Below are 26294 nucleotides of genomic sequence, written 5' to 3' on the forward strand. Positions count from 1 at the left end.
GTTCGGAAATCACGATGGTAGTCAATAAAAAATAGAATACGGCAACGGCGCAGTGCTTTTTCACAAATTGCAGTGATGACTCCAACACTCTCACGACTCTGCACCACTAGCGACTGTTCCTTGCAGCCTTTGCACGCGCAGCCGTATCGGCTGCCCATTCCACAATATTGGGTTCATGCTTCAGAATCTTCGAACCCGGATCAATGGTGAAAGTCGCATGAGCAGGCAAATGCACGCTCCCCTGCCCATTCTCCATCGGCACTTTGACGAGTTTATCGTTAACTAAAACTTCCACTGGCAAGGGAAAGTTGCTACCATCTGCGACCTTCCAGCTAAGCTTTAAAATATTTCCGTCCCTATTTGACACTAAACTTGGCAATGTCGCGTGCCGCAAATAAGCATGGAAAAACCATGTCCAATCTTTTTTCGTCAATCCATTGACGATTTCAATAAATTCCCGACTCGTGCTATATCTTGGTGTAAAGTTTCCGGGCTTAGGATCTAAACGACCGTAGACTAAAAGTCGAACTGCTTTGAAAAAGTTTTGATCACCGATTTGTCCACGCAAAGTATGCAATATATTTGATCCTTTAAAGTACACGTCATTCCCAGGTCCATTCGATACGTCATGCTCGCTCATTGAATGTCCCGTGACCATCGGAAACTTATTCACAATGCGAATACGTTGCTCGTGCAAACTAACCTGATAGTCCCGTTCACCGCGCAAATACTGTAGGTAAAGAGGCTGCATATACGATGCGAAGCCTTCATGCAACCAGAAATCATCCCAATTTTCATTGGTCATTTGGTTTCCGAACCACTCATGAGAGAACTCATGATGCAACAGCCAGTCGTAGCCATGCGGTGACTTTTTATAATCATTGCCATAGGCATTGATTGTTTGATGCTCCATCCCCAGGTGGGGAGTTTCAACAACTCCCATTTTTTCATCGCCAAATGGATAGGGACCAAATCGACTTTCAAAAAAATCGAGCATCGGTCCGAATTCGCTCATTAATCCCTTCGCCTTTTCACGATTCCCAGCCAGGTACCACATCTTGAGTGCGATTTGATTACCAAAACGACTCTGGTAACTTTCTTCCAATACTTCATAGGGTGCGACATTGATTGCAATTCCATAGGTACTCGGATGTTTAATTTTCCAGTGGTAGGTTCGCCATCCATCCTTCTCTTCTGAGCCTTGACTCATACCATTTCCCGCAACCACCAACGGCGCTGGGACGCTGATATGTAAACTCATCTGTTTCGGCTTGCCCATCGGATGATCGATGCATGGCCAAAATAGATCGCACCCCTCTCCTTGCACTGCAGACGCTATCCAAGGCGCTCCTGCCGGGGTCTTACTCCACACAAATCCACCATCCCAAGGTGCACGCTGTGCGATTCTTGGAATACCTCGGTAGGAGATACTAAGTTCTACTTGCTCCCCTTTTCGCAATTCCTGCTGTAAACTTAAATAAAGACGCCCTTCTGGATTGCTAATCGCATCTGATCCAAGTACGACTTGGTTGATTTTTACATCATCAACTTCAAAATTTTTATCTAATTCAACGGCCAATTTTTGTAGATTCGACTTCGCTGTAAAACGTAGAATCGCCGTTCCCTTAATACTGCGGGTTTCAGGGTCCAAACGTAAAGTCAAATCCGCATTCTCAAATATGACTGCTAGTTGTTCTGGACTACGCTGTGTCCCCGAGCTCATCGTAAATGGGGTCGGAACGGACGACACAGGCAAAGGTTTGGGTGCTTGTGCTTGTGCTTGTGCTTGTGCTTGAACGAAAAATGTTGTTGCAATTAAAACAGACAAAAAACTTGATTTCATATTGATTTCTTTAGAAAAAATTAAGCTGACATAACACTGAGAACATTCGAGAATTCTCTGCGTCTGTTGTTTAGTCACATTAAAGCTAAATAGATATATTTAGATCCTATCCGAGACCAATAAGTTCGTCCAAAAATAAAAATTTATTCGCTGAAGGCGTCGACACGTTCAAAAATACAGTTAGTTCCGTACAACCGGTGAGGAGGCGATTTAAATACTAATTTTTACAAATTGGATAATGAAGTTAAATTGAATCCTTACTTCGACTTTTTTCGCACTGACTAGTACAAATTCAATCATCCATTAAGTAGCTTTTAAAAGAAGTCCAGAAGAAATCCAATTCGCCAGAAATAAAAAAGCCCAAAAAGTGAAGCTCACTTTTTGGGCTTTTTGCAAATTCAATCTAGTGTCAACACTAGATTGAACTTATTTACTTAGAAGCGGTGACGAATACCAAACTGGATGGCACGGCCTGGCTGGCCAGGAACTTCTGTGAATCCACCTGATGCACTAGCAGCACCTGGTGCATATTGACCATCATTTTGGTTTTTCACATAAGCATAGACCGCATATATATCTGTACGTTTGGACAAGTTGTAATCGTAGCCCAAGCCATATTGAGTCACATCACTGTTGGACAAAGTCTTATCATCTTGATGGCTATATGATGCCATCACACGCCCATTACCCACCTTATAGTGCATACCTAAACTGTAACTATCTGCATTCAGTTTAAAATTCTTAGTGATGTTCGTACGGAAGATCGAAGTCCATGCAGCAATGACAGGAGCTGGAACACCACCAGCCTTTAAGCCTGGGGTAATTTCCAAGTCCCATGCGTCATAAAATACTGGTAACAAAATCGAATTTTCATTCTTCATGTTTTGAAAACCAGCGAAGAATTTGAAATCATCGAATGAGTAAGAGCCACCAACTGTTGTGGTAACCAAACCTGTCGATCCATCTGTGTTTGTACCACGGTTATACCCGATACCAACGTCAAATCCATTTGCTTTGTATTTGACATTACCAGCTATAAAATCTTTATCTAATCCAATGTAGCCCGAATTCTTGAAGCCATACATCAAAGCAGCACCAATACCATTTGGCAATTCAATGCGATACTGGACCGATTTATTAGAGCGGATGGCCATGCCTGTCGTCAATAAACCTCCTGTACCGCCAGTGATACCACCCCAACTACCTGCCATACCACTTTCAAATGCGTCAGCCGAATTAAAAATCTCATAGGCTGGCGTATACATACGCCCTGCCAACACCGCACCAACGGGGGTAATCAAACCAACCATCGCTGTGCGATCAAATAAACCGCCATCTGGACCACCGCCTCGAGCCAAAACCAATGGAGACGTTGCATTGACATTATATTTAGGTTGCAATGCAGAGCGAACACCCGCCAAGGTTTGTGCGGCAGCACCTTTTAAAGCAGCGCTACCAAAATCAGGAAAATCCATTCCTTTTGTCAAGGCAAACCCTTGATAGTCACTGAGATTACCCGCTTTGTTGCTGCCGGTATCAACTTCCACGCGAGCTTCTAAATTAAATATGGCCTTATAACCGCCGCCCATATCTTCTGTGCCTTTGAAACCAATCCGTGAACCGTCAGCAATACCACTGACCATTTTTGTTTGTGTGCCTTTACCACTGTTACTGACTTGGATACCTGCATCCAAAATTCCGTACAAAGTCACATTGGTCTGCGCGAAACTTGGTGCAGCGAAACAAGCGCCAAGTGCAATTGCTAAAAGTTTTACTTTCATTTTTTTGTCTCCAGAATATTTCTATCAATCTCGGTGAAACGAACGTACGTACTAATTTGATTTATCAAAATATGACATTGATCTTGAAACTTGTATAGGATCAATCATGGAATTAAAACGAATGTCGCATATTTGTCACTCACAAAAAACGAGTTTGCCAAACTGCTTTTCAGATTCAAAATTTACCGATTTCTTCTATGAAGAGCCAACCCAAAGCGCAAAAAAACAAGCGCACAAAAAAGAGCTTTGAAAATGCATTTCCTGTCATTTTTTTCGAGTAATTGTTCTAATTTTGAGTGTCGTTTAATTGCACCTCACATTCCCTAACTTGAGTGCAATGGCATATAGTGAAGCTCTGAAATAGCACCATCGTTCGTTTAGCATCTACTAATAATTGACCAGGAGACAAAATGCGTCATCTAAAATATTCCCTCACCCTCATTGCAGCTGCAGTTGTCGCGGGTTGCGGCGGCGGCAGCAATGGCGCGGCAAAAGATCCAGCGCCAACAATCAAATTCAGCTCACAAGTATCGTTTGGCGACAGTCTCAGTGACGTCGGCACATACAAGGTGGGAACAGTTGCGGCACTCGGTGGTGGAAAGTACACGATCAATAGTGCGACTGCCAAAAACTGGACTGAAATTATCGCAGCCGAATTGGGACTAAGTGCTCCTTGCGCGGCACAGACAGGACTCGACGGACTAGCAAGTCAAGGTTTTAGTGTCCCTGTAAAAAACAATGCTGGCTGCACAAGCTACGCTCAAGGCGGAGCTCGCGTTACGAATCCTGTTGGACCTGGCAACAAATTGTTGGGCGGTGGGAATGCGGTACTCGGTCAGCTGACTGTCCCAGTTGTGAAACAAATTCAAAACCACTTAGATGCAAACGGCGGTAAATTTTCTGGTACAGAGATTGTATTTGTCAGCGGTGGTCCGAATGATGCGTTTATCCAAGCGAGCACTTTATCTGCTGCAGCGACTGCTGCCGCTACAGCAGCTGTGACAGCCGCAGTACCAGGGCAAATCCAGAAAGATATTGCAAGTGGTGCGTGTAAGCCTGCTGACTCTCAAGCCTCAAACTGCATTCCTGCAGCAGTTGCAGCACTGACTCCGACAGTCGGTGCAACGGCGGGCGCTGCGTATGCCAAAGCAAACGCACAAACCTATGTCGATGCAATGGGCACAGCAGGAACGGAACTGGCAAGTTACGTCAACAACTTGATTTTGGCGAAGGGTGCGAAGTATGTTGTCGTAGTCAATATGCCTGACCTAAGCAAAACTCCTGATGCTTTAAAACAAAGCACCGATACCCAAACTTTGTTAAATGGCATGACAGTGACTTTCAATGCACGCCTATTAGCTGGATTAGCTGGTAACGATAACGTTTTGTTTGTTGATTTGTTTACTCGTTTCCGCGACCACGCAGCGAATCCAAGCGCCTATGGCATCAGTAATGTCACAACTCCAGCGTGTGACCTCACTCCTGCTAAAAATCCTTTAGGATCATCTTTGGTATGTAGTGCTAACAATCTGATCGCCGGCGATACCAGCAAATACTACTTCGCGGATAACGTTCATCCAACACCACTCGGTCAATCATTGTTTGCAAGCTACGTGTCTGAACAGCTAAGCAAACGCAAGTGGAAGTAATTTCGCTCCTCAATAAAAAAACGGGATTTACTCCCGTTTTTTTATTTCAGTTTCCGTTCATTTATTGACACCCCAACGATGCATGAAGTAAGTATCAAGGCTCCATTTCCCCGCTCCTCCAACAAACAACACGGCAAGCAATACGCCCCAATAAAAGTGATCATTCAGGGCAGCCGGACAATCTAAAGTCCAGAGAATCGGATAAGACATGATAGCAACAAGATTGAGTACAAATAATCCCAAGGCACTAAACCTCGATACCAAGCCAACAACCAAGAGTATCGGTAAAATTAACTCACCCGCCGTACCAATCAATGCAGCTATTTCAGGTGACAAAACAGGCACATGATACTCATCCACAAACAAAGAAACTGTAGACTGCCAATCCTCAAACTTTACCAGCCCAGAGCGAAAAAATTGCCATGCGACATAGACTCGAACAAGAGTCATCACGAGATCTTTCAGATAGACTTGAATCTGCTTCTCTAACCACCAATATCGTTGAAACCAATTTAAGATCATTTTCATACTTAGCTCTCCAGTTCCAACATTATGGGATATAGGAAAATTAGTCTTTTTATTGGCTTAATCCTTACAGCATGCCCCAACAAAAAAACCAGCATCGAACCATGACTGTAAAGATGCCGCTATCGGAAAATTTGCATCGCGCTTCAAACCCACTTCGATTGAAGTCTCCAAGGTATTCCCGCTCGATAATGCCTGCAAAATAAGAAAATCTATTTCAGACACTCTCGTCACTAACGACTTCCATTGAGGTCTATGCACAATCGCATAACAAGGTGTGGTAATTGACACTTGAAGCTCTGGCACAACGGCGTACTGATGTGCATAGAAGATATCAACTGCCGCGTATTCCGATGAGAAGAAATGCAATGTTGGGTGTACTTTCAAGCAGAACCCGCCAGGGTCGTCTGCCGAGGTAGACAAGAATTCCGCGATTCCTAGTACCTCTTGATCCCTCTCGTAATAAGCCAGATGCAAGAGCCACTCCAATTCGGCGATCGAAGAGAAATAAGGATAGGAACTGACTGATTTCTCATGCAGTAAAAACTCTGCGAATCGTTCACCAAATAAATTCAAATTACCAGTAGTCGAAGGAAATGCAAGACCATATTCTTGAGCTAAATACGAAAAAAATTCATTCCCAACTAATCGTCGTAAAACCGGAAAAGCATTTCCCAGTGTATTCGACCAAATCGCTGCTCGATTATTTCGATAGATCTCGACGCGTTCAAACAAAACCTGCGACTTTGTCGAAAACAATGGATGGTCATTAATTTGAGTTGAATTCAAAAGAAGATCGGCAAATGCCTGCTGAATATCGCGTAATTGCATTGTCAACTCAAAAAAATTTTGACCTCGATTGATAACGATGCTGTTCGACTTTGTACGCTTCGTCCAATAAAACCGAAAGCGCTGGAACATCGGTGTCCCATTCAATCAGCGTTGGGATCTGCGGAGAAATTCCCTTACAAACGTCTTCGTACAATGCCCACACTTCAGGACTTACGCAGCTGCCATGATCGTCAATTAGACCCGATTCATTCCGACTATGCCCCGCCAAATGAATCTCACCAATAACATTGGCCTGAGCCCGAGAAAATAAAGCGATAGCATCCCGCGCATCTTCACCGTGGTTACACTGATTCACATATAAATTATTTACGTCCAAGAGAACGCCACATCCGGTCTTTCGACTCAAAGCAAGAAGAAACTCTGCTTCAGACATACAGTCTTCTTTAAACCTAACATAAGTTGAAACATTCTCGATCAAAACAGAACGTTGCAAAAATTCCTGCATAAAATCGACCCGTTCAACCATCAAAGTTAAGGCATCTTCAGAGAGCGGAAGTGGGAGTAAATCATTAAAATGACGTCCAGAAATGCTACCCCAACATAAATGTTCGGATACCAATCCAGGCTGAATCCTCGTGATCAAGTCACGCAACTGTTTCAAATGTTGTTCTGAGTGGTTAATTGCGGAACCTAAGCCCAGCCCTACTCCGTGTAAGCTTATCGGATAATCACGGGCTAATCGTTCTAAAACATGCAAATCAAAACCACCGCGCCCAAAATAGTTCTCGGAGTGAACTTCAATCCAATCAATCGCGACCTTCTTTTCTAGGAACTCAGCATAGTGCGGAGTCCGTAAACCAATACCATTTCCCGTTATTTTACGCATAGTCTACGGACATCTTTATGACTCTTTATAAACAGATAATTTCAATTTAGCATAGTCACCTAATCCTCAGGACTTCGGGGCTTCTAGTTTGCCACCCATTTTTTCACAGGTTCCCGCTGGTACTTTTTTCCATTCCGCTGGATCGTTATCTTTCTTGCTCATACCAGCGCAAGAATGACTGCCACTCTTTGTGGCACAATCATTTTGACCGGCTTTTGCAATGCCAAAACACTTCTCTGTTTTTACGGGCTCTGCAGCCAACGCCGCTGTCGAACCCATCAATCCTGCCAACGCGACTGCTATCATCGTTTTGTTACTCATGATCTTTCTCCTCAATTTTAAATTTCCAAACTAACATGCCGAAATGAGCGGCAAACTCAAACTACCAGCAGTAGTCGCTAGACTCTCGGCTTCCTTACATCGATTTAAAAAAATTTTCTGCAAAAACATTCTGCCTCGATTCTTGAGGTCCGTAAAGTGATTAAAATACTGTATTCTGCTGGCTTTCTATGCCGAAGCGACGGCAGTAACCATACCAATATAAAGAGAACACAATGCAAGAAATTTCATTCATCGTCGAAGGCGAATATGTCGAGCTGAATCAACTACTCAAACTTGTGGGCCTATGTGACAGTGGCGGTGCTGGGAAAGTGATCGTTGCGAGCGGTGATGTTCGCGTTGATGGCGAACAAGAATTGAGAAAAACAGCAAAGATTCGAGCAGGCCAGGTGGTACAACTCGGGAATATCAAAATACAGGTCTTGGAAAACCAAGCGCCTTAATCACCTTCCCCAAGAAGATCCGGCCTAACGCGGTCCGGATCTGAAGTAGAGGATAAATAAAATTTACTCCGTCACCACTGCGAGTGAGCCTTTCTCTTCCTCGGTCATTGCTAGTTGATTACTGATCATAAATTGAGCAAGCATATTATCCATGGTGTCAACATGGTGCTCAAACCACAATGGCAATTCTTCCGCCAAACTTTGCCCCAAGTCCTTTTCTCCCTCGGCAAAACGACGACGCACTTCTTGCATCACTTGCAAAACAGCGTCATGCTCTCCCTGATGACAAGCCGCAGGCGGAAAGCCGAAATCACGCATCCATTGATTTTCTTGCTCGAAATGTTCAATGGAATGTTGAATTAACATATCCAAACGCACAAGAAATGGCTCACCATCTTCATGCATAGATAAAGCAGCACACAAGGTTACAAATTCTTGATGCGTTGCATCCATCAATTGGTGTTTTAACCGCAAACGATCAGACCATTCCCACTTTTGTGTTGCCATCATATTCCCCTATTAATCTTCACTTTGGCCAAAAGAACTATCAAATCCAGTCCTAATCTAGAATTATTGCTGATTACAATGAAGTCTGCTTGAAACACCGCAAACCTATCGCGATTATTGCCAAGCAAAATAAAAAACAGCGCAAATATGCGCTGTTTTTTGTCATTAAATTCTATTTTAAATTAATACGTCTATTCTTTTGCCTGCTAAAAAATCATCGCTTTAATAATTAACGGATTAATTAATCAAGTAAATAATTAATAAAGCAAGCAATGCAGAATGATATCCATGTCTCAGTATGGAACTAAGCCGTTGTATTAATATTACGTCCTAAATTAGGGGGCAAATTAGGTACGTTCGGACTCGAGTTCGGAATCGCTTCAATCAATGCAGTGGCACTCTCTTTGCTGACATCAAGTGCTTTTTTTAAGACGGCAATACTAACTTCTTGACTAACGCCGACGTCAGCCATTGTCGTTGCAAATCTTGCTATACTTGATACGTCCATGACACTTCTCCTTATCTACATTGAGAATAACGGCAGAGTTCGTTCGCTACTTTATAGTCAAGCTGAAATAAATTAATTGCGCTTGCCATGTGAACTTGAAGTATCGAAAACAAAAATATCTTTCAGCAAACTAGTTAAACGGCTGTGATATATCTTTGTTTAATCCAAATCAACACATCCTCTGGCGAATTCAAGTCGAGCCAAGCCAATTCACTGGGGCAATCGATCGGGCGCGCAACATCCGAAGCGACCGCGACGACATGAGGATCATCTGGATAGAGTGGGAGCTTGCCCAAACTGGGGCGCAACACTTCAATTTTATCAATCGCCTCCCATTTAAAACCTTCCACCAAGGTAATGTCAGCGTCATCAAGTTTTGTCAATAATTCATGCAATGTGGGTTCAGGTGAGTTGCGTAATTCTTCCATAATTGCAAAGCGATATGGTGAAGCTAGCACTACCTGACCTGCACCCGCGCTTCGAAACCGTGCGCTGTCTTTGTGTGCAGGCTCTAAGATGACATCGTGATGACTATGTTTTATCACATTCACTTTCATTCGATGTTTCACCAAACCTTGAATTACATACTCCAGTAAACTTGTTTTTCCACTACCGGACCAACCGACTATCCCTAAGAGCGCTGAATCCATAATCAATTCCCAAGAAAGAAAGGGGAAAAGTATACCTAAATACTTTTCCCCTTTCGTATCCGACTTAGAGCACCAATAACTTATGCATGTTCCAAGTCAATTTTTATCAATGAATTTACTAACCACTATTCCGCAAACCCGCAGCAATGCCATTGATTGAAAGATGAATTCCCCGACGGACTCTCTCATCCTGATCACCTTGCCGATATCGTTTCAACAATTCAACTTGTACGTGGTTCAAGGGCGATAAATAAGGGAAACGATTAACGATAGAACGCTTAAGCAATGGATTGTCAGACAAGAGATCATCACGACCTGAAATCTGCTTCAAAACAGCAATTGTCAAAGCATGCTCGGCTTCTAGGCGCGGGAAAATGCGATTACGTAATTCCTCATCTTTCACCAATCGCGCATAACGACTCGCAATTCCTATATCGCTCTTCGCCAACACCATTTCCATATTCGACAACACAGTCGAGAAGAACGACCAATCTTTAAACATCGCTTGCAGAGTCTGCAAACCGGTGCTTGGATTCGTCTCCAGATACTGTTTCACTGCACTACCAAATCCAAACCAGCCTGGTAGCATCAAACGGCATTGTGACCAGCTAAACACCCAAGGAATCGCACGCAAATCCTCAATCGCAGTCGATTTCTTACGTGACGCAGGACGGCTACCAATATTCAAACCAGCAATTTCAGAAATCACGGTCGATTCCCAGAAATACTGTTCGAAACCTTCAGTCTCATACACCATATTCCGATACGCTTTAAAAGCGTTTTCGGACAAGGCTTCCATGGTTTTGAGAAATTCTGGACGTGGTGCTAATTCTGTGTGCGAGAGCAAACTCGCTTCCATCGTTGCGGCTGCCAAGACTTCTAAATTACGACGCCCTACTTCGGGATTCGCGTATTTTGCAGTGATGACTTCGCCTTGCTCAGTCAAACGGATTTGACCTTGGACCGCTCCCGCTGGTTGCGCCAAAATCGCTTGATAGCTTGGACCGCCTCCGCGACCAACGGAGCCGCCACGACCGTGGAATAAACGCAAACGCACTTGATGTTTGGCGAAGACTTCGACCAAATCAATTTCAGCTTTGTACAATTCCCAACCAGAGGTTAAGAAGCCGCCGTCTTTATTACTATCGGAATAACCGAGCATCACTTCTTGCGCATTATTCCGACTCGCTAGCAAACGTGCATAAGCCGGAATTGCAAACAATCTATCCATCGCTGGCGCGCTATTTTGCAAATCGCCTATCGTTTCAAACAGTGGAATAATATTCACATCGAGACGCGCTTCGGCTGGATGCAATAAACCAGATTCTTTCAAAAGCAATGCGAGTTCCAACATATCGGAAACACCATCAGTTTTCGAGATGATGCAATTCGGCACTGCGCCCTTACCGTAACGTTGTTGCGCTGTACAAGCCGCACGATAAATCGCTAATTCAGATTGAGTTTCTTCGGAATACGTTAAATACGGTGACGCTAATGGGCGCGAAGAACTGATTTCCGCCACCAAGACTTCAATCCGTTGATCTTCATTCAATGACAAATAATCCATAGTTGGATTCGCTGCTTTAAGCAACTCTGCCACCACGCGCTCATGTACATCCGAATTTTGACGCAAGTCGATCGGTGCGAGGTAGAAACCAAACACACGAACTGCACGACGCAGATGACGCAAGCGACCACGAGTAATGCCGATCGAGCCATTGTCGGATAAAGATTGATGAATCACATCGAGATCAGCGACCAATTCTTCTGCGCTAGCATACGCAGCGGCGACACCACACGGTGCGATGACAGGATCAAGTCCCAGCAAGTTTTTAAAGGTACTCGCCAAACGCGCATAGACGCCGCTGACTGCCAAACGATACGGTTCATCCGCACGATGTGGTGAGTGATCGGGAGATCGTTCAGACAATGCCACCAATTCTGGAGATACTTTCACCAGCAAGGTCGCCATCGACAATTGCGAACCCAGCGTGTGTAACTCTTCCAAATAGAATTTGAAAGCACGCGTCGATTGCATGGTTAGCGTTTTTTCTAGCACGCTGGCTGTCACAAATGGATTACCGTCGCGATCGCCACCAATCCAACTGCCCAATCGCATAAAACTTGGCAATTCCGTTTTCTCGAAACGCTTATCTTTACTTGCGAGTAAATCTTCCAAGCCTGCATACAAATGCGGCAATTCACGCAAGAATGTGTAGTCGTAAAAACTCAGACCATTTTCGACTTCATCGAGCACGGACAGTTTCGACATACGCAACATGCGTGTCTGCCATAAGGTCAATACCGCACGCTGCAAGGCATCTTCGTTAGCGCGCGATTCTTCTGGGGTTAATTGTATACGATCACGTTCATCCAATAAACGCGTGATCACCATTTGACAATTCAAAATACTCTTACGCTGAACTTCTGTAGGATGCGCGGTCAATACCGGACTGACTTCGGCGGTTTGAAAAAAGTTGGTCAGATTTTCAGTCGCATTGTCGCCCGAAAATAAGGTCTCTATCGTGTGCGCCAAACTACCACGACGCGGCGCCGAGCCCGCGATCAAGTGGGCGCGGGTACGACGAATATGATGCTGATCTTCCGCTAAATTCACTAAGTGGGAAAAATAACTGAAGGCACGAATCAAATGCGTAGTCTGATCATTGGTCAGTGTATCTAAGGTATTTTCCAATTCTGCACGCGCCGCGACATCGGCATCGCGACGAAAACGAATGGAGTTTTGACGTACCGTTTCAATCAGTGAAAAAACTTCCTCACCGTGTTGATTTCGCACCGTGTCACCCAAAATGCGCCCAAGGCGGCGGATGTCTTCACGGAGGCTCTGGTCTTTATCGTCAGCGATATCGTTCATGATCAGCTTTAAATGGTTTTAGGGAATATGAAAAATGATTAGTTTATGCGAATTGATGCAAATAAAAAGTTAAAACATCTTAACAAAGCTCATCGCGCTTTGGCTGGTATATCAGCTTCATTCAATATAAATCAAATGCCTACAATTCTTGTTGAGGAAAATGGCCATAGATCAAAAAGAAACTCCTCGTTTTTTTGGACTGGAACAACTGGCAATTCCAATTTCGGTTAGTCGTTTTCTCGAGGGTCTCCGCGTCTACTCCCTTCTCCCGCGAGCGGGAGAAGGGTTGGGGATGAGGGTGATCCAGAAAATGGCCCACTGTTAAAGTCGTCTAAGCTGACTATTGACAATTTATAGTGTCGATATAGCGTGTATCACCTGCTGAACCGCCCTCACCCTAGCCCTCTCCCGCTTGCGGGAGAGGGAATTGCTCACGTCAACGATGGCGCTTGGTCAATGCTTTTAACAAACCCTTGGTTGAACTATCGTATTCTTCTTTCACCGCCGCAGGATCGAGGCTAATCAATTGTTGCGCCAAGGATTTACCCAACTCGACGCCCCACTGGTCAAACGCATTAATATCCCAGATCACCGATTGCACAAATACTTTATGTTCGTATAGCGCGATCAATGCGCCAAGTGAGCGCGGCGTCAAGGAATCGAGCAGCAAAGTCGAGGTCGGACGATTGCCTTCAAACACACGTGGCGCCAACATTTTTTCAGGTAAATCACCTAATTCTGCACGCACTTCATCGATGTTCTTACCCCATGCCATCGCTTTTGATTGCGCGAAGCAATTCGCTAACAGAGCTTGGTTATGACCTGGCAAGCCCGCATCATCATCGGCGACGACGATAAAATCAGTAGGAATAATCGTCGCGCCTTGATGCAACAATTGGAAGTAAGCATGCTGACCATTGGTACCCGCTTCGCCGAACAAAATCGGTGAGGTTGTGTAGTCCACGCGCTGACCTTCACGCGTCACTGACTTACCGTTACTTTCCATTTCTAATTGTTGCAAGTAGGCTGGCAAGCGTGTCATGCGTTGGTGATACGGCGCGATGGACAAAGCTTGTAAGCCGAGGAAGTTGATATTCCAAACGCCAATCAATGCCATCAAGACGGGCAAATTCTGCTCTAACGGCGCTTGCGCAAAATGCAAATCCATCTCGTGTGCGCCAGCCAACATCTCTTCAAAACGATCTGCGCCAACGTACAAGGCAATCGACAAGCCAATCGCACTCCACATCGAGTAACGACCACCCGCCCAATTCCAAAATGGGAACACATTTTCTTCTGCGATACCGAAAGCAGCCGCCGCTTTCACATTGGTACTTAAAGCGACAAAGTGTTGACGAATTTGATCTTCAGGACAACCGTGATTCAACATCCACTCACGTGCCGTGCGAGCATTGGTCAAGGTTTCCATCGTCGTGAAAGTTTTGGAAGCGACAACGATCAGTGTTGTTTCTGGATCGGCGTTTTCTAAAGAATCAGCTACGTGGCGACCATCGACATTCGAGACAAAATGTAGCGACAGATTTTTTTGCGACCACGGTGCCAAAGCGATGCAAGCCATTTGTGGACCGAGATCTGAACCACCAATACCGATATTGATAATTGTGCGAATTGGCTTGCCGGTATAACCCAACCAACGACCTTCGCGCACGGCGTCGCTGAAGCTACGCATCTGCGCTAAAACACTGTGCACATCTGCCGCAATATTTTCGCCGTTGAGCATGAATTTCTCGCCCTTAGGCAAGCGCAATACCGTGTGTAAGACGGCGCGATTTTCCGTATTATTAATCGCTTCACCACGTAGCATCGCGTCACGACGCGACTCCACTTCTTGTTGGCGCGCCAGAGCTAACAAATTGAGTTTCGCCGTCGTGTCCATGCGTTGTTTCGAATAGTCCAACAACATACCGCAAGCAGAAGCCGAAAAGTGTGTAAAGCGCTGCGGATCCGCGCGGAACAACTCTTTCAAGCTAGGCATATTATTTGCGCGCTGCTGTAATAAACACCACAATGGAGTACGGGAAACTGAGATAGCCATGATCAAACAATCTGAGAAAAATGAATTAAAAACCGAACTACTAAATTTACTTACCTGCCGCTGCTGCCTGTGCTGCCAATTGTCCAATTGCCGCCCAATCATTTGTACTGATCAAATTCGCTGGGCACATCCAAGAACCACCTACGCACAAAACATTCGATTGCTGCAATAAAGTTGGTGTCGATTCCACCGTAACACCGCCAGTCAAACAAAACTTCACATCAGGAAATGGTCCACCAAGTGCTTTGGCCATCTTCACGCTACCGACGATATCAGAGGGAAATAATTTGACGACATTAAATCCATTTTCCAAGGCCAGCATCAAATCACTCGCACCACCCACACCCGGGAAATAAGGCAAACCAGATTCGGCAGCTGCTTTTGCTAATACTGGCGTAATGCCTGGACTGATACCAAACGCCGCCCCCGTATTGCGTACCGCATCGAGTTGCGCTGGCGTCAAAATCGTCCCCGCACCAACGGTCACTGTTGGACATGCCTTTACCACTTCACGCAGGACTGTCATGGCGTTTGGCGTGCGCAAAGTAATTTCAACCGCAGGCAAACCATTTTCTGCCAAGGTCGTCACGCAACGAATCGCTTGATCCACGTCATCGGTTACTAAGATAGGCAGCACGCGTACCTGTGCCAGTTGAGAAATAATCGTTGCTGTCGTTGTCATAGTCGTCTCAATATGAAAATTAAATTAGCCTGAATTAAATAAACAAAGTCGAAGCACCCTGCTCTGGCGATGTGACGACGCGTCGTTGCGCGACGAACAAATCACGTCCATAGCCGTAACTACTATCGATACTGATACTAGGATTGGTACGACTTGCCCACACTGCGTCATCGACCAAAACACGCAATTCACCGGTATGCACGTTCAGTTCAATCATGTCACCGTCACGTACTTTACCGAGTGGTCCACCTTGTGCGACTTCAGGACTCACATGCAAAGCGGCTGGAACTTTGCCCGACGCGCCAGACATACGGCCATCGGTGACCAAAGCAACTTTATAACCCGCCGACATCAGACTGCCGAGCACAGGTGTGAAGTGATGCAGTTCCGGCATACCGTTCGCTTGCGGACCTTGGAAGATCACCACCGCGACGAAATCTTGGTTCAATTGTCCAGCTTTATAGGCATTCACCAGTGCGTCTTGTGATTCAAATACTTTTGCTGGTGCGCGCACTATCCAAGCGTCTTCCGGCACAGCGGAAGCTTTCACGATGGCACGACCTAAATTGCCTTGCAATAAACGAAGGCCACCTGTTGCAGCAAATGGCTCATCGACATTACGAACAACCGCTGGGTCGCTGGATTTTTCGGGATGCGCAACAAATGCTACTTTTCCATCTTTTAATTCTGGACGTGTTGTATGCGAGGCCAAACCTTGGTCGCCAAATATCGTCATCACATCCGCATGCATCAAGCCTTGCGATAACAACTCACGGATCACGAAGGTTGGACCACCTGCATCTTCGAAGGCATTGACGTCCGCAGTGCCGTTCGGATAAACCCGTGTCAACAATGGAATCACTGAAGACAATTCATCAAAATCTTGCCAATCAATGAGGATGCCTGCCGCACGTGCTACAGCAATCCAGTGAATTGTGTGATTGGTTGAACCGCCCGTCGCTAACAAGGCAATCACCGCATTCACTATGGTTTTTTCATTCACCACGTGACCGATAGGGCGATAGTCGCCACCCGCTTCTGTCAACTTCAATACTTGCTCAACCGCTGCATCAGTCAAGGCATGGCGTAAAGGATCGGATGGGTGTACGAACGCTGAACCTGGCAAATGCAAGCCCATCGCTTCTAACAACATTTGATTACTGTTCGCAGTACCGTAGAAGGTGCAGGTGCCTGCGCTATGATAGGCAGCACTCTCTGCCGCCAACAATTCTTCTTTGGTCGCTTTACCTTGGGCATAGCGCTCGCGTACTGCGGCTTTTTCTTTATTTGACAAACCTGATCCCATCGGCCCTGCAGGAATAAATACTGTTGGCAAATGACCAAAAGCCAAAGCGCCAATGAGCAAACCCGGCACGATCTTGTCGCAAATACCCAAACACAAAGTCGCATCAAAGGCGTCGTGCGACAATGCAATCGCGGTCGCTTGCGCAATCACATCACGCGAGAACAAAGACAATTCCATACCGGGTCGGCCTTGCGTTACACCATCACACATCGCTGGCACGCCGCCTGCCACCTGTGCCGTTGCATTAAAACGCAATGCGGCTTCCTTAATCTGATCAGGGTAAGTGGCGTAGGGCTGATGGGCGGACAACATATCATTGTAGGCCGTCACGATACCGATATTCGGTTTTTGCGCCTGATTCAGCCAGATTTTGCTTTTGCTATCCGCAGCCGCATTCGCATGCGCTTGATTGGCGCATGACAAGCTGGCGCGGCGTGGACCACGATTGCGTAATTGCTCTAGGCGAGCCAAGTATTCCGCACGCAAAGTTTTGCTACGCTCAGTAATGCGCTGCGTGACTGCATCAACCACCGTGTTGATTGCAACTTGTTGAGTTTGTTGTCCAGAAGTCGTCATAGTTTTGTGGGGGTATCTAATTCGAATAAGTGAAAGATAGCACAAAAACAGAAAAATACTGTAACAAACTTTCAGAAAAGCGATATTTTTTCATTTAAAACATAAAAACCATCAAAAAAATCGTAATGAAACTACATTTTTGAAGAAATATGGTTTAAGCTATGGCATAATTTATGACGTTAACTAGGCATCAAACGAATCTAAAATTTAAACCTCTCGACACAGAGACACAGAGTTATGGAGAAAAGCAAGAGATCAACAAAGGGATTTCTCTTGTCTTTCTTTGTGCCTACTGAAGGCATGCCTTTACCCCTATGTTGAGCGGCTTGAAGAATCTTTTCACCCATTAAAATTATTCGGAGTCCACATGACTACATTTGTATTGTTTGGCGGTACTGGCGATCTGGCAAAACGCAAGATCATTCCTGCACTGTACAGCGCGTTCGTCAATGGACGTCTCGATCCCGAATTTAGTTTTATTGGCGCAGCACGTGAAGCCTTAAGCGACGATGACTTCCGTACCCGCGTTGCAGCTAGCATAGAAACCTATGCGGCAAAAGCAAATGGCACGGCCGAGCAATTGGCCGCCTTTTTAGCACTCACTGGCTACGCAAAAATTGATGCAAAAGTACCGACTGACTTCGACGCATTGAAAGCGCGTGTCAACGCTGACACCACCAAAGCAAAACTATTTTATTTGGCGATCGGCCCCGATATTTTTATTCCCGTGGTCGAGCAATTATCTAAACACGGTTTGGTGGAAGGCAATGCCCGTGTCGTGGTTGAAAAACCTTTGGGTCGTGACGCCAAATCTGCCAAAGAAATCAATACCGCACTGCGCACGTATCTAAACGAAAACCAAATCTATCGTATCGATCATTACCTCGGTAAAGAAATGGTACAAAACTTATTTGCACTGCGTTTTGCCAATTCCTTCCTCGAGCCATTGTGGAACCGTAAGTGGATACAAGACGTACAAATTTCGATTTCCGAACAAGTCGGGGTAGAAACTCGTGGTGACTTCTACGATAAGACTGGTGCCTTGCGCGACATGGTGCAAAACCACTTATTGCAATTGGTGTCTATCGTGGCGATGGAACCGCCAGTCAACGCCAATCCTGATGCGATCCGCGATGAGAAAGTTAAAGTCTTACGCGCACTACGCAAATTCACAGCCGACGATGTCGCAAAGAAAACCGTACGTGGACAATACCGCGCTGGTGCTGTGGACGGCAAACCCGTCATCGGCTATCAACATGAACCAGGTGTACCTGCTTCTAGTCGCGCTGAAACCTTTGTCGCGATTCGTGCTGAGATTGATAACTGGCGTTGGGCGGGCGTGCCGTTCTACTTACGCACCGGTAAACGTATGGCAAGTCGTTGCGCAGAAATCACGATTAATTTCAAACCAATTCCTTATTCCATTTTCGGTAAAGGCCAAGGTCCCCTCCGTTCGAATCGTTTGGTCATCACTTTGCAACCAGAAGAAAGCGTGCAATTGTTTATGAAGGCGAAAGAACCGGGCGAAGGTATACGCTTATCCGACGTGGCGTTGAATTTGGATTTTGCTGAAGCATCCAATTTGCGCCGTGTCGAATCCTACGAGCGCTTGTTGCTCGACGCCTTGCATGGCGATTTGACTTTGTTCGTACGTGACGATGAATTGGGTGCGGCATGGGAATGGATCGATCCCATTATGTCTGCTTGGGACAATGATGCAGAAGGTTTGAAATCCTATATCGCAGGAAGTTGGGGTCCAGCGGCAGCAAGTTACTTATTAGCGCAACACGGAGCAGCGTGGGGCGAAGAGTATGTGGAAGGCTAAGTAAATAATGGAAGCCGTAATCAACACAAGTACCAGCACGCAAGCAGCTCACAATAGCAATAGGAATAGCTTTCTCATGGCCAAGCACCAACTCGACAATCAAGCGCAATTCCGCCGCTTTGAGAATTTTACTGAACTCACTCACACATTGGTGAGTGAATGGATGCATTTAATTGACGATGCCAGCCTAAGCAAGCGCACTGCGGCGTTCGCCTTAGCGGGCGGCTCCACGCCAGCACCTATCTATCGCGAACTCGACCAAGCGCTGGCGCAACGCGCAACGGCGAATGTGTTATTAACCGCCACCGATGAGCGCTGGGTGCACGACAATGATCCACAAAGTAATGAAGGTTTGTTTAAAAAATGTTTGTCGCAAAGTGTTGGCAAACAATGGCATTTAGTCTCCTTAAAAAATGCTGCGAACACGCCGGAAGTGGCAATGGAAGCGATTAACGAGCGCTTACAAAAACAACTCCCAGAACGCTTTAGCGCAGTTTTGTTAGGCATGGGCGCTGACGGCCATATCGCTTCATTATTTCCGGGTGCACCAGTACAAGCCGATGGTTTAGATTGCCTCGCTGCAGTCCATCCGCAAACCCATCAAACACGTATTTCTTTGTCTTTGCCGCGCATATTACAAACTGAAAAAATCTGGTTGGTCATTACCGGCAATGAAAAACGCGAGGTCTTTGAAAACGCATTGAGCAGTGATCTGCCTATCGGTAATTTATTAAAACAGGCACAATGTCAGATTGAGGTTTTTTGGTGCCCATAAGCATCAGGTCTGCTTTCAATTTTGACCTCAATAGCAAACAAAGTGCGTTCCACAAGTTCGCACTTTCAATCAACGAATATTCATTTTGACTTGATCTGCAAAACAAATCGTCAGAGACAAAAGGCAATCACACTATGGTCAACGTTCTTTCCAATAAAAATACCACGACCAATAATCCTCCAGAAAAAGGTTTATTAGCACGCATACGTGTCGCCAGCACAGCACTGAGTCGCGCTGAACGTCAAGTGGCTGATTTTCTTTTACAGAAACCGCACGATGCATTAGAGATGTCGATACGCGTGTTAGCCCAAGTATGTAATGTGAGTGAACCGACCGTAGCACGCTTTGCGCAGTCTTTAGGTTTCGATGGTTTTAAATCCTTCAAACTCGCCTTCGCAAAAAGCTTGGCAACGGGCATTCCCTACTTGCATCTCGACGTGAATCAAGCGGATCAAGTCAAAGACGTTTTACCCAAAGTATTTGATCGCACCATCGCCGCCTTAATGGAAGCGCGCAATAACGCGAATAGCGCGACCTTTGAAGCAGCGGTCAATTTGTTAGCACGTGCTCGTCGCATTGAATGTTATGGCCTTGGTTATTCGGGCGCGTTGGCCATTGATGCGCAACTCAAATTCTTCCGCTTCGGCATTCCCACGACCGTATTTTGCGATGCCCATTTACAAGCACAATCAGCGAGCTTGCTCAATAGCGATTGCCTCGTCGTCGCCTTCTCTCGCACTGGTCGCACACGTGATTTGATCCGCAGCGTACAGCTGGCAAAAGATACTGGAGCCAAAGTCTTGGTCTTATGCGCCAGCGGTGGTCCACTCGCCGAATTGGCCGATGTACATATCAGCGTGGACGTCGAAGAAGATCCTGATATCTATACGCCAATGACTTCACGCTTGGCGCATTTAACTTACATCGACGCCTTGGCAGTCGCAGTCACTTTGCTACGTGGACCAGCTGCCATTGATATGTTGGAGCGCGCGAAAGCAAGTATTTCAGAAAAACGCTTGGTATCAAAATTAGATGAAGTGAACTAAGTGCACTAAGGGCAGTACGATTACAACAATGTCTCTGTAATTATCAAAAAAAACATGCACTAAAACTGTAATTTCTGGCAAGCTATTCACATCAACAAAAAGGAATAGCCGTTTATGACACAACTCAGTTTGCAGCAAGTTACGGATAACCTCAAAGACCTCCCTACTTTGCCAGCTGTTGTAATGGAATTGCTGAATAATCTTGAGCAAGAGGACGCAGACATTTCGGTACTGGCAAAGAAAGTTACGCAGGATCTTGCCTTAACTGCAAAAACGCTACGCTACGCAAATTCCCCGTTTTACTCCACACTGATTAAAGTCACGACAATTCAACAAGCGATTTCATTGCTTGGGATGGAAACCGTCAAACAAATGGTGCTCTCTGCAGCGCTATCAGGATGTTTTCCTGAGAACAATTGCCAAGGCTTCGATCACAAGGCTTTTTGGAAACATTCAAATGCCGTCGCCTACGTATCAAAGCTAATTGCACGGCGCATGAACTTTAATGAAGATGTTGCATTTACAGCCGGACTACTACATGACATTGGATTATTGGCTTTGGTGACACTTTATCCCAAACAATTTGAACAAGTGATTCAATACCGCCAATCGGGTCTTGCAACCCAGTTTGAAGCAGAGAGAAAAATTCTAGGAATTGATCATGCCGCAGTAGGCGAAGCACTTGCGGTCGAGTGGAATTTTTCAGATGTGATGAAAAATGCGATTGCTGGGCATCACCATCCCGATCAACCTGGAATCGGTTTTTTAGCATCAATCATCCACGTCGCTGACGGCATCGCCCACATGCTAAATCGGAACGATGCGCCAGCAACGCAAACCATCTCTGTCTCAGTTGTGTCATGGAATAGCTTGAATTTGGACCAAGCGTCGCTCGATACACTGATCGAAGAAGCGACAATCAAATTCAAGAAGCTAGAACAAATCGATTTGTGATTAGCCAGTCGGTGCAAAATTAGCGTTGATCCTGCAACAAAATCTCCGTCACCATCACAGCTTGGATTTTGTCCGTTTTAAATACGAGATTAAAACGACGCTTGAGTTCATCTTGCAATTCGACAAAACCTTCCTTTGTCCGCAAACTGCTCAAATCAATCGACGTTAATTCCTTCTTGAACTGTGCATTTAGCTGTTCCTCATTATCACTCAGCCAGCCCTCATCGCCATTATTGACCTGCACAGTCACCGCAAGTCGAGCGACCATTCCTTGATCATTCACAATCGTCTGTTTTAGCTCAACGTAAGATAATTCTGCATCGTTTTTGCCTGGCATACGGCTTTGATAAATAAAATACGTCACAATCCCAAAAAATACGAGCACAACCACCGCTGCATAGATTGCGAATCGATCAGAGGATGTCTTACCCGATTTATCACCGTTATTCTTGACACTTGATTTCAAAACCAACTCCTCGCCAACCCAATATTAATGTCTATTTTTTTGTTGATTAACTTGAATATGCTCGGCATCAAACTGTTGCGGATTTTTTCCTGTAAAGCCTGCATAGAACTCGCGGAGCAAAATCATATCCTCGTCAATGTTGCCACTAGGATAGAACAATTTCCCAACACCGCCAATCTTTTCTTTAAAATCGACATAGCCTAGTCCAAGCGGCACTTTAGCTCCGACCGCGATATAGTAAAAACCGGTCTTCCAGCGTGTCACTTTACCACGCGTGCCTTCTGGTGGAACGATCACCAACAACTTCTCATTTTGATCAAAGGCATCGATGGTGCCTTGTACTAAATTGCCAGACTGAGAGCGATCAACTGGAATGCCGCCTAACCAGCGCATGATCGCACCCAAAATCGGCGGGAACAGACTTGCCTTCCCCATCCAATAAACATCTAAACGTAATACAAAGCAAATCATGAGGGCGATTGGAAAATCCCAGTTACTTGTATGCGGTGCTCCGATCAACACACACTTTTGTACATCGGCCGCGCTGCTATCGACACGCCAACCTAAAAGACGCAATATCGCAGCGGAAATCCAACGCATCAAAGTATTGATGACAGGGGTCTTAAATATCGTGAAATGCATAATGTCTCGCTTGGTGGGTTCTATTATCAAGATGATGTTGAAATCGACACGGGCTTTCAGAGTCTTGCGGTGGTCACAAACTTAGCGTCAAATCGCACTACGATCGAAACCGCAAATGACTCCTAAAGAACGTCAATATTCATCCAACTCTTGCTTTTATCGTTGTATGGCAAATCTATTTTTATTTGAATCTGTAACTGTCGGAGACAAGTTAACCTAGATCGTAGTTATCTCTTTTGAATCCAAACGAGAAGATCTTCCCATTGCGCTAAATCTTTTTCAACCTTTGACGCCGCAACATCCCATAGCGTCGCGCCATGGGCGGCGAGTTGAATATAATTTTGTGTATCGCGCAAATATCCGAGTACCGGGAGCCCTAGTTGAGAAACATAGTGAGCCAATTGATCAGCAGCTTTTGTTCTTGCATTCACTCGCATACCGACTATTCCTAGTTCATACGGATATTCACGCTTCTTGAGTTTCTGCAAAAATTCTTCTGTAGCCAAAATGTCGAACATTGATGCCTGCAATGGAACGACAACTTTGTTTGCAATCTTTAAAATCGCATCTAACTTTGCACCACCTAGTCCTGCTGGTGTATCGATCACTACATGCGTCGTGCCTTTTGGCGGCTTCGCGATATGGCCATCAACAATATCCCAGCCTGCGATCGGCGGTAATTGACTTGGGCGGAGTGACAGCCAAGATTTCGAGGATTGTTGCACATCCGCATCGCCGAGCATCACTTGCTTACCTTGTGCAGCAAAATAGCCAGCCAAGTTGGTGGAAAAAGTACTCTTACCGACGCCACCTTTCGGGTTTATCACCGCAATTACTAACATAGGAATTTCCTTTCAAATCACTTTGTATCTTGATTCGACCTGCCTTCATTCCTCGCCGCAAAGAGGCATTTGGGAGCTATTTGACGTCATCTGGCACAAGAAGCGCCAACTGCTCTGGCTCTAAATAACACCATTCGCCTTCTTCAAGACCAAGGCTCTCGAGACTCAATTGTCCAATGGTCGTTCTTGCTAACGCAGAACAATGGTTACCCGCGGCAGCTAACATGCGTTTAACTTGGTGATATTTTCCCTGTTCCAATACAATTTGCAACTGAAAGTCGCCAATCTTCTCGCAGCGCAACGCCGCTAGGGGAGCAGGTTCATCGTGCAATTGTACGCCAGATAAAAGTTGTTCAATGAGATCTGAGGTTACTGGCTCAGCCGTGGTCGCCACATAAAGCTTAGGAATATGACGTTTAGGTGAGGATTGCGCATGGATAAACGGACCATCGTCTGACATAAGCAGCATCCCTGTCGTGTCATGATCCAAACGTCCTACAGGCTGCACATCCCGCCACGCGAGTTGTTCCGGTAGTAAAGTCAATACTCCCGGATGATGCGATGGCTTACGCGAACACTCAAAGTTTGCCGGTTTATTCAAACACAAATAGACATGCTCGCGAAATGTCCATTCTTCCCCAAAGACCGTAAAAACCAGATCTTTGGTCTCTATCAAGGCCTTGAAGTTATCATGGACCACCCCTTGAATCGTTACTTCGCCATCTTCAATCAGCTCGCGACAATATTTACGGGTTCCAAATCCTTGCGATTGGAGGATGCGATCAAAAGAAAGTTTGCTCATAGTAAATGCTCTGTAAATCCAAACGACATTTTACCCGCTATAGCGCAGAGCCGAGTAGTTTCTAAGGCGTAGACAACAAAAAGCCCGCAAAATAACCGATTTTGCGGGCTTCAATAGACTAAGTCGAAAACAAAAACGATTCAGCGCCTCATTTTCCAAACGGAGCATCTACCGCATGACTCTGTCCTGTGAACCATCGCGGTCCCTGTTCAGTCATATAAAAATGATCCTCTAGGCGAATCCCAAATTCACCATCCAGGCAGATCATCGGTTCGTTACTAAAACACATGCCAGCAGCCAACGGGGTTTTATTCCCCTTGACTAAATAAGTCCACTCGTGAATATCAAGTCCGATTCCATGTCCAGTCCGGTGCGGCAAACCCGGGGTTTTATAACCGGGCCCTAGCCCTGCAGCCTCGAGAATTCGACGTGCAGCCGCGTCAACTTCTTCACATGGAACGCCAATTTGGGCAGCCTCAAATGCTGCTGCTTGCGCTGCTTTTTCCAACTCCCACATAGTACGTTGGCGCTCAGTAGGCTCGCCAAAAACATAACTGCGGGTAATATCAGAATGATAGCGTTCTATCATGCAACCGGTATCGATCAAGACCATATCGCCATCTTTTAAATACTGCACGCCGTCTGGACCGTGTGGAATCGAGGTAGGCAGGCCAAAGCTTACGATACAAAAAGTCGAACTACTACCACCAAAAGCGCGATGTGCCTGATTGATAAATTCCGCAACCTCAGTCGAGGAAATACCTTCACGCAAAATTTTTGCGGTCCGTCTTTGTACTTCCAGTGTGATGTTCTTTGCCGCCTGCATTAATGCAATTTCATTGGCAGATTTATGCATACGGCATTCAGCGGTAATGACCATCCCATTCACAATGGTGTAAGCGCTTAATGCTTGACGTAATCCATCTGCGATAAAAAATGGTGCGGCTTCGTCTAGCGCAATAGTTCCACTGAGCGCCACATCCCGCAACACTTGTGCTACGAGTGTGTACGGGCTTTCATCTTCTTCCCACAACCGAATATCCGCTTGATTCCCTAGGGTTTCGCGCAACTTAGATTCTTCAAATGCAGGGCTAATAAAAATCAACTTCCCATTACAGGTCAATACCGCGCCCACCAAACGTTCACTTTGGTACCAAGATAGTCCCGTGAAATAGTACAAACTGGTACTTGCACTCAATATTAATGCCGCAATTCCGCGCTCCTGCATCAATACTGCGGCTTTATCACGTCGTTGTTGCCGTTCATCGTCAGTTATCAGACGGACATGCGACAAGTCTCTCGTAATACTCGCCAATTCTCTTTCGGCACTCGAACCGCCTATTGTGGAATTCATGGATAATCCTCAGTGTAATGTGAATAAAATCGACTATTTTCAATACTGTAGACAATTTCTAGCATTCCGTCTTGATGAGCCAAAATCGATCGATGACGAATTCTGCACAATAAAAAAGGCTTGCTATTCGATAGCAAGCCTTCTAAATTAAAATTGTAATCAGATGTGCA

At 45.5% G+C, this 26294-nt stretch carries 24 protein-coding genes; 6 read left to right on the plus strand and 18 right to left on the minus strand.

Translation table 11 applies throughout. The features are described from left to right. Positions 1 to 106: 106 nt before the first annotated feature. On the minus strand, positions 107 to 1843 hold the full coding sequence (locus KDM90_RS04065; RefSeq protein ID WP_212674265.1) for a M1 family metallopeptidase: 1737 nt from the start codon (positions 1841 to 1843) through the stop codon (positions 107 to 109). 434 nt (positions 1844 to 2277) lie between these two features. Continuing rightward, the gene (locus tag KDM90_RS04070) at positions 2278 to 3624 is read right to left on the minus strand and encodes a porin (protein ID WP_212674266.1); all 1347 of its coding nucleotides are present in this window, start codon (positions 3622 to 3624) and stop codon (positions 2278 to 2280) included. A 410-nt stretch (positions 3625 to 4034) separates the two neighbouring features. On the opposite strand from KDM90_RS04070, the gene KDM90_RS04075 reads away from it, so the two are divergent. Then, a complete protein-coding gene (locus tag KDM90_RS04075; RefSeq protein WP_212674267.1) occupies positions 4035 to 5273 on the plus strand; it encodes an SGNH/GDSL hydrolase family protein in 1239 nt (412 codons plus the stop codon). A 57-nt stretch (positions 5274 to 5330) separates the two neighbouring features. Here KDM90_RS04075 and KDM90_RS04080 read toward each other — a convergent pair whose 3' ends face one another. From KDM90_RS04080 to KDM90_RS04095, 4 genes are all read right to left on the minus strand, one after another. Continuing rightward, positions 5331 to 5801, minus strand: coding sequence for a DoxX family protein (locus tag KDM90_RS04080; protein WP_212674268.1), 471 nt, complete (start codon positions 5799 to 5801; stop codon positions 5331 to 5333). A gap of 57 nt (positions 5802 to 5858) precedes the next feature. Then, entirely contained in the window at positions 5859 to 6629 is a 771-nt protein-coding gene (locus KDM90_RS04085) for an HvfC/BufC N-terminal domain-containing protein (protein WP_212674269.1), read from the minus strand. A gap of 7 nt (positions 6630 to 6636) precedes the next feature. Next, positions 6637 to 7476 (minus strand): MNIO family bufferin maturase, encoded by an 840-nt coding sequence (gene bufB, locus KDM90_RS04090; RefSeq protein WP_212674270.1) that lies wholly within the window; start codon positions 7474 to 7476, stop codon positions 6637 to 6639. Between the two features lie 66 nt (positions 7477 to 7542). Next, positions 7543 to 7797, minus strand: a complete 255-nt coding sequence (locus tag KDM90_RS04095) for a BufA1 family periplasmic bufferin-type metallophore (RefSeq protein WP_212674271.1) — start codon at positions 7795 to 7797, stop codon at positions 7543 to 7545. 233 nt (positions 7798 to 8030) lie between these two features. Between KDM90_RS04095 and KDM90_RS04100 the strand changes: the two genes are divergently transcribed. Then, on the plus strand, positions 8031 to 8258 hold the full coding sequence (locus KDM90_RS04100; RefSeq protein ID WP_212674272.1) for an RNA-binding S4 domain-containing protein: 228 nt from the start codon (positions 8031 to 8033) through the stop codon (positions 8256 to 8258). A 63-nt stretch (positions 8259 to 8321) separates the two neighbouring features. On the opposite strand, the gene KDM90_RS04105 is transcribed toward KDM90_RS04100, so the two are convergent. From KDM90_RS04105 to edd, 7 genes are all read right to left on the minus strand, one after another. Continuing rightward, entirely contained in the window at positions 8322 to 8768 is a 447-nt protein-coding gene (locus KDM90_RS04105) for a hemerythrin domain-containing protein (RefSeq protein ID WP_212674273.1), read from the minus strand. A 301-nt stretch (positions 8769 to 9069) separates the two neighbouring features. Beyond that, positions 9070 to 9273, minus strand: a complete 204-nt coding sequence (locus KDM90_RS04110; protein WP_212674274.1) for a YjfB family protein — start codon at positions 9271 to 9273, stop codon at positions 9070 to 9072. A gap of 134 nt (positions 9274 to 9407) precedes the next feature. After that, entirely contained in the window at positions 9408 to 9923 is a 516-nt protein-coding gene (gene mobB, locus KDM90_RS04115; protein ID WP_212674275.1) for a molybdopterin-guanine dinucleotide biosynthesis protein B, read from the minus strand. Positions 9924 to 10041: 118 nt separating this feature from the next. Next, positions 10042 to 12798, minus strand: coding sequence for a phosphoenolpyruvate carboxylase (ppc, locus tag KDM90_RS04120; RefSeq protein ID WP_212674276.1), 2757 nt, complete (start codon positions 12796 to 12798; stop codon positions 10042 to 10044). Between the two features lie 436 nt (positions 12799 to 13234). After that, entirely contained in the window at positions 13235 to 14848 is a 1614-nt protein-coding gene (gene pgi, locus KDM90_RS04125; protein ID WP_438947423.1) for a glucose-6-phosphate isomerase, read from the minus strand. A 52-nt stretch (positions 14849 to 14900) separates the two neighbouring features. Then, positions 14901 to 15536 carry a bifunctional 4-hydroxy-2-oxoglutarate aldolase/2-dehydro-3-deoxy-phosphogluconate aldolase gene (eda, locus tag KDM90_RS04130; protein WP_212674278.1) on the minus strand — a complete coding sequence of 212 codons (636 nt, stop codon included), beginning with the start codon at positions 15534 to 15536 and terminating at the stop codon, positions 14901 to 14903. A 34-nt stretch (positions 15537 to 15570) separates the two neighbouring features. Beyond that, entirely contained in the window at positions 15571 to 17418 is a 1848-nt protein-coding gene (edd, locus tag KDM90_RS04135) for a phosphogluconate dehydratase (RefSeq protein WP_212674279.1), read from the minus strand. Between the two features lie 367 nt (positions 17419 to 17785). On the opposite strand from edd, the gene zwf reads away from it, so the two are divergent. The 4 genes from zwf to KDM90_RS04155 all read left to right on the plus strand — a co-directional run bounded on the left by zwf (position 17786) and on the right by KDM90_RS04155 (position 22018). Continuing rightward, positions 17786 to 19243, plus strand: coding sequence for a glucose-6-phosphate dehydrogenase (zwf, locus tag KDM90_RS04140; protein ID WP_212674280.1), 1458 nt, complete (start codon positions 17786 to 17788; stop codon positions 19241 to 19243). A gap of 76 nt (positions 19244 to 19319) precedes the next feature. Continuing rightward, the gene (gene pgl, locus KDM90_RS04145; protein WP_212674281.1) at positions 19320 to 20018 is read left to right on the plus strand and encodes a 6-phosphogluconolactonase; all 699 of its coding nucleotides are present in this window, start codon (positions 19320 to 19322) and stop codon (positions 20016 to 20018) included. Between the two features lie 134 nt (positions 20019 to 20152). Further along, positions 20153 to 21064, plus strand: a complete 912-nt coding sequence (locus tag KDM90_RS04150) for an SIS domain-containing protein (protein WP_212674282.1) — start codon at positions 20153 to 20155, stop codon at positions 21062 to 21064. A 114-nt stretch (positions 21065 to 21178) separates the two neighbouring features. After that, positions 21179 to 22018 carry an HDOD domain-containing protein gene (locus KDM90_RS04155; RefSeq protein ID WP_212674283.1) on the plus strand — a complete coding sequence of 280 codons (840 nt, stop codon included), beginning with the start codon at positions 21179 to 21181 and terminating at the stop codon, positions 22016 to 22018. A 19-nt stretch (positions 22019 to 22037) separates the two neighbouring features. On the opposite strand, the gene KDM90_RS04160 is transcribed toward KDM90_RS04155, so the two are convergent. The 5 genes from KDM90_RS04160 to KDM90_RS04180 all read right to left on the minus strand — a co-directional run bounded on the left by KDM90_RS04160 (position 22038) and on the right by KDM90_RS04180 (position 26124). Then, positions 22038 to 22484, minus strand: a complete 447-nt coding sequence (locus tag KDM90_RS04160; RefSeq protein ID WP_212674284.1) for a flagellar basal body-associated FliL family protein — start codon at positions 22482 to 22484, stop codon at positions 22038 to 22040. A gap of 24 nt (positions 22485 to 22508) precedes the next feature. Beyond that, a complete protein-coding gene (locus KDM90_RS04165; RefSeq protein WP_212674285.1) occupies positions 22509 to 23126 on the minus strand; it encodes a lysophospholipid acyltransferase family protein in 618 nt (205 codons plus the stop codon). Between the two features lie 227 nt (positions 23127 to 23353). Next, positions 23354 to 23968 (minus strand): ParA family protein, encoded by a 615-nt coding sequence (locus tag KDM90_RS04170; protein ID WP_212674286.1) that lies wholly within the window; start codon positions 23966 to 23968, stop codon positions 23354 to 23356. A 76-nt stretch (positions 23969 to 24044) separates the two neighbouring features. Continuing rightward, a complete protein-coding gene (locus tag KDM90_RS04175) occupies positions 24045 to 24770 on the minus strand; it encodes a pseudouridine synthase (RefSeq protein WP_212674287.1) in 726 nt (241 codons plus the stop codon). Positions 24771 to 24918: 148 nt separating this feature from the next. Then, positions 24919 to 26124 (minus strand): M24 family metallopeptidase, encoded by a 1206-nt coding sequence (locus KDM90_RS04180; protein ID WP_212674288.1) that lies wholly within the window; start codon positions 26122 to 26124, stop codon positions 24919 to 24921. Positions 26125 to 26294: the final 170 nt, after the last annotated feature.

Origin of the sequence: Affinundibacterium fentianense, assembly GCF_018139545.1 — a bacterium.
In the GTDB taxonomy this organism is placed as follows: Bacteria; Pseudomonadota; Gammaproteobacteria; order Burkholderiales; family Burkholderiaceae_D; genus Undibacterium; species Undibacterium fentianense.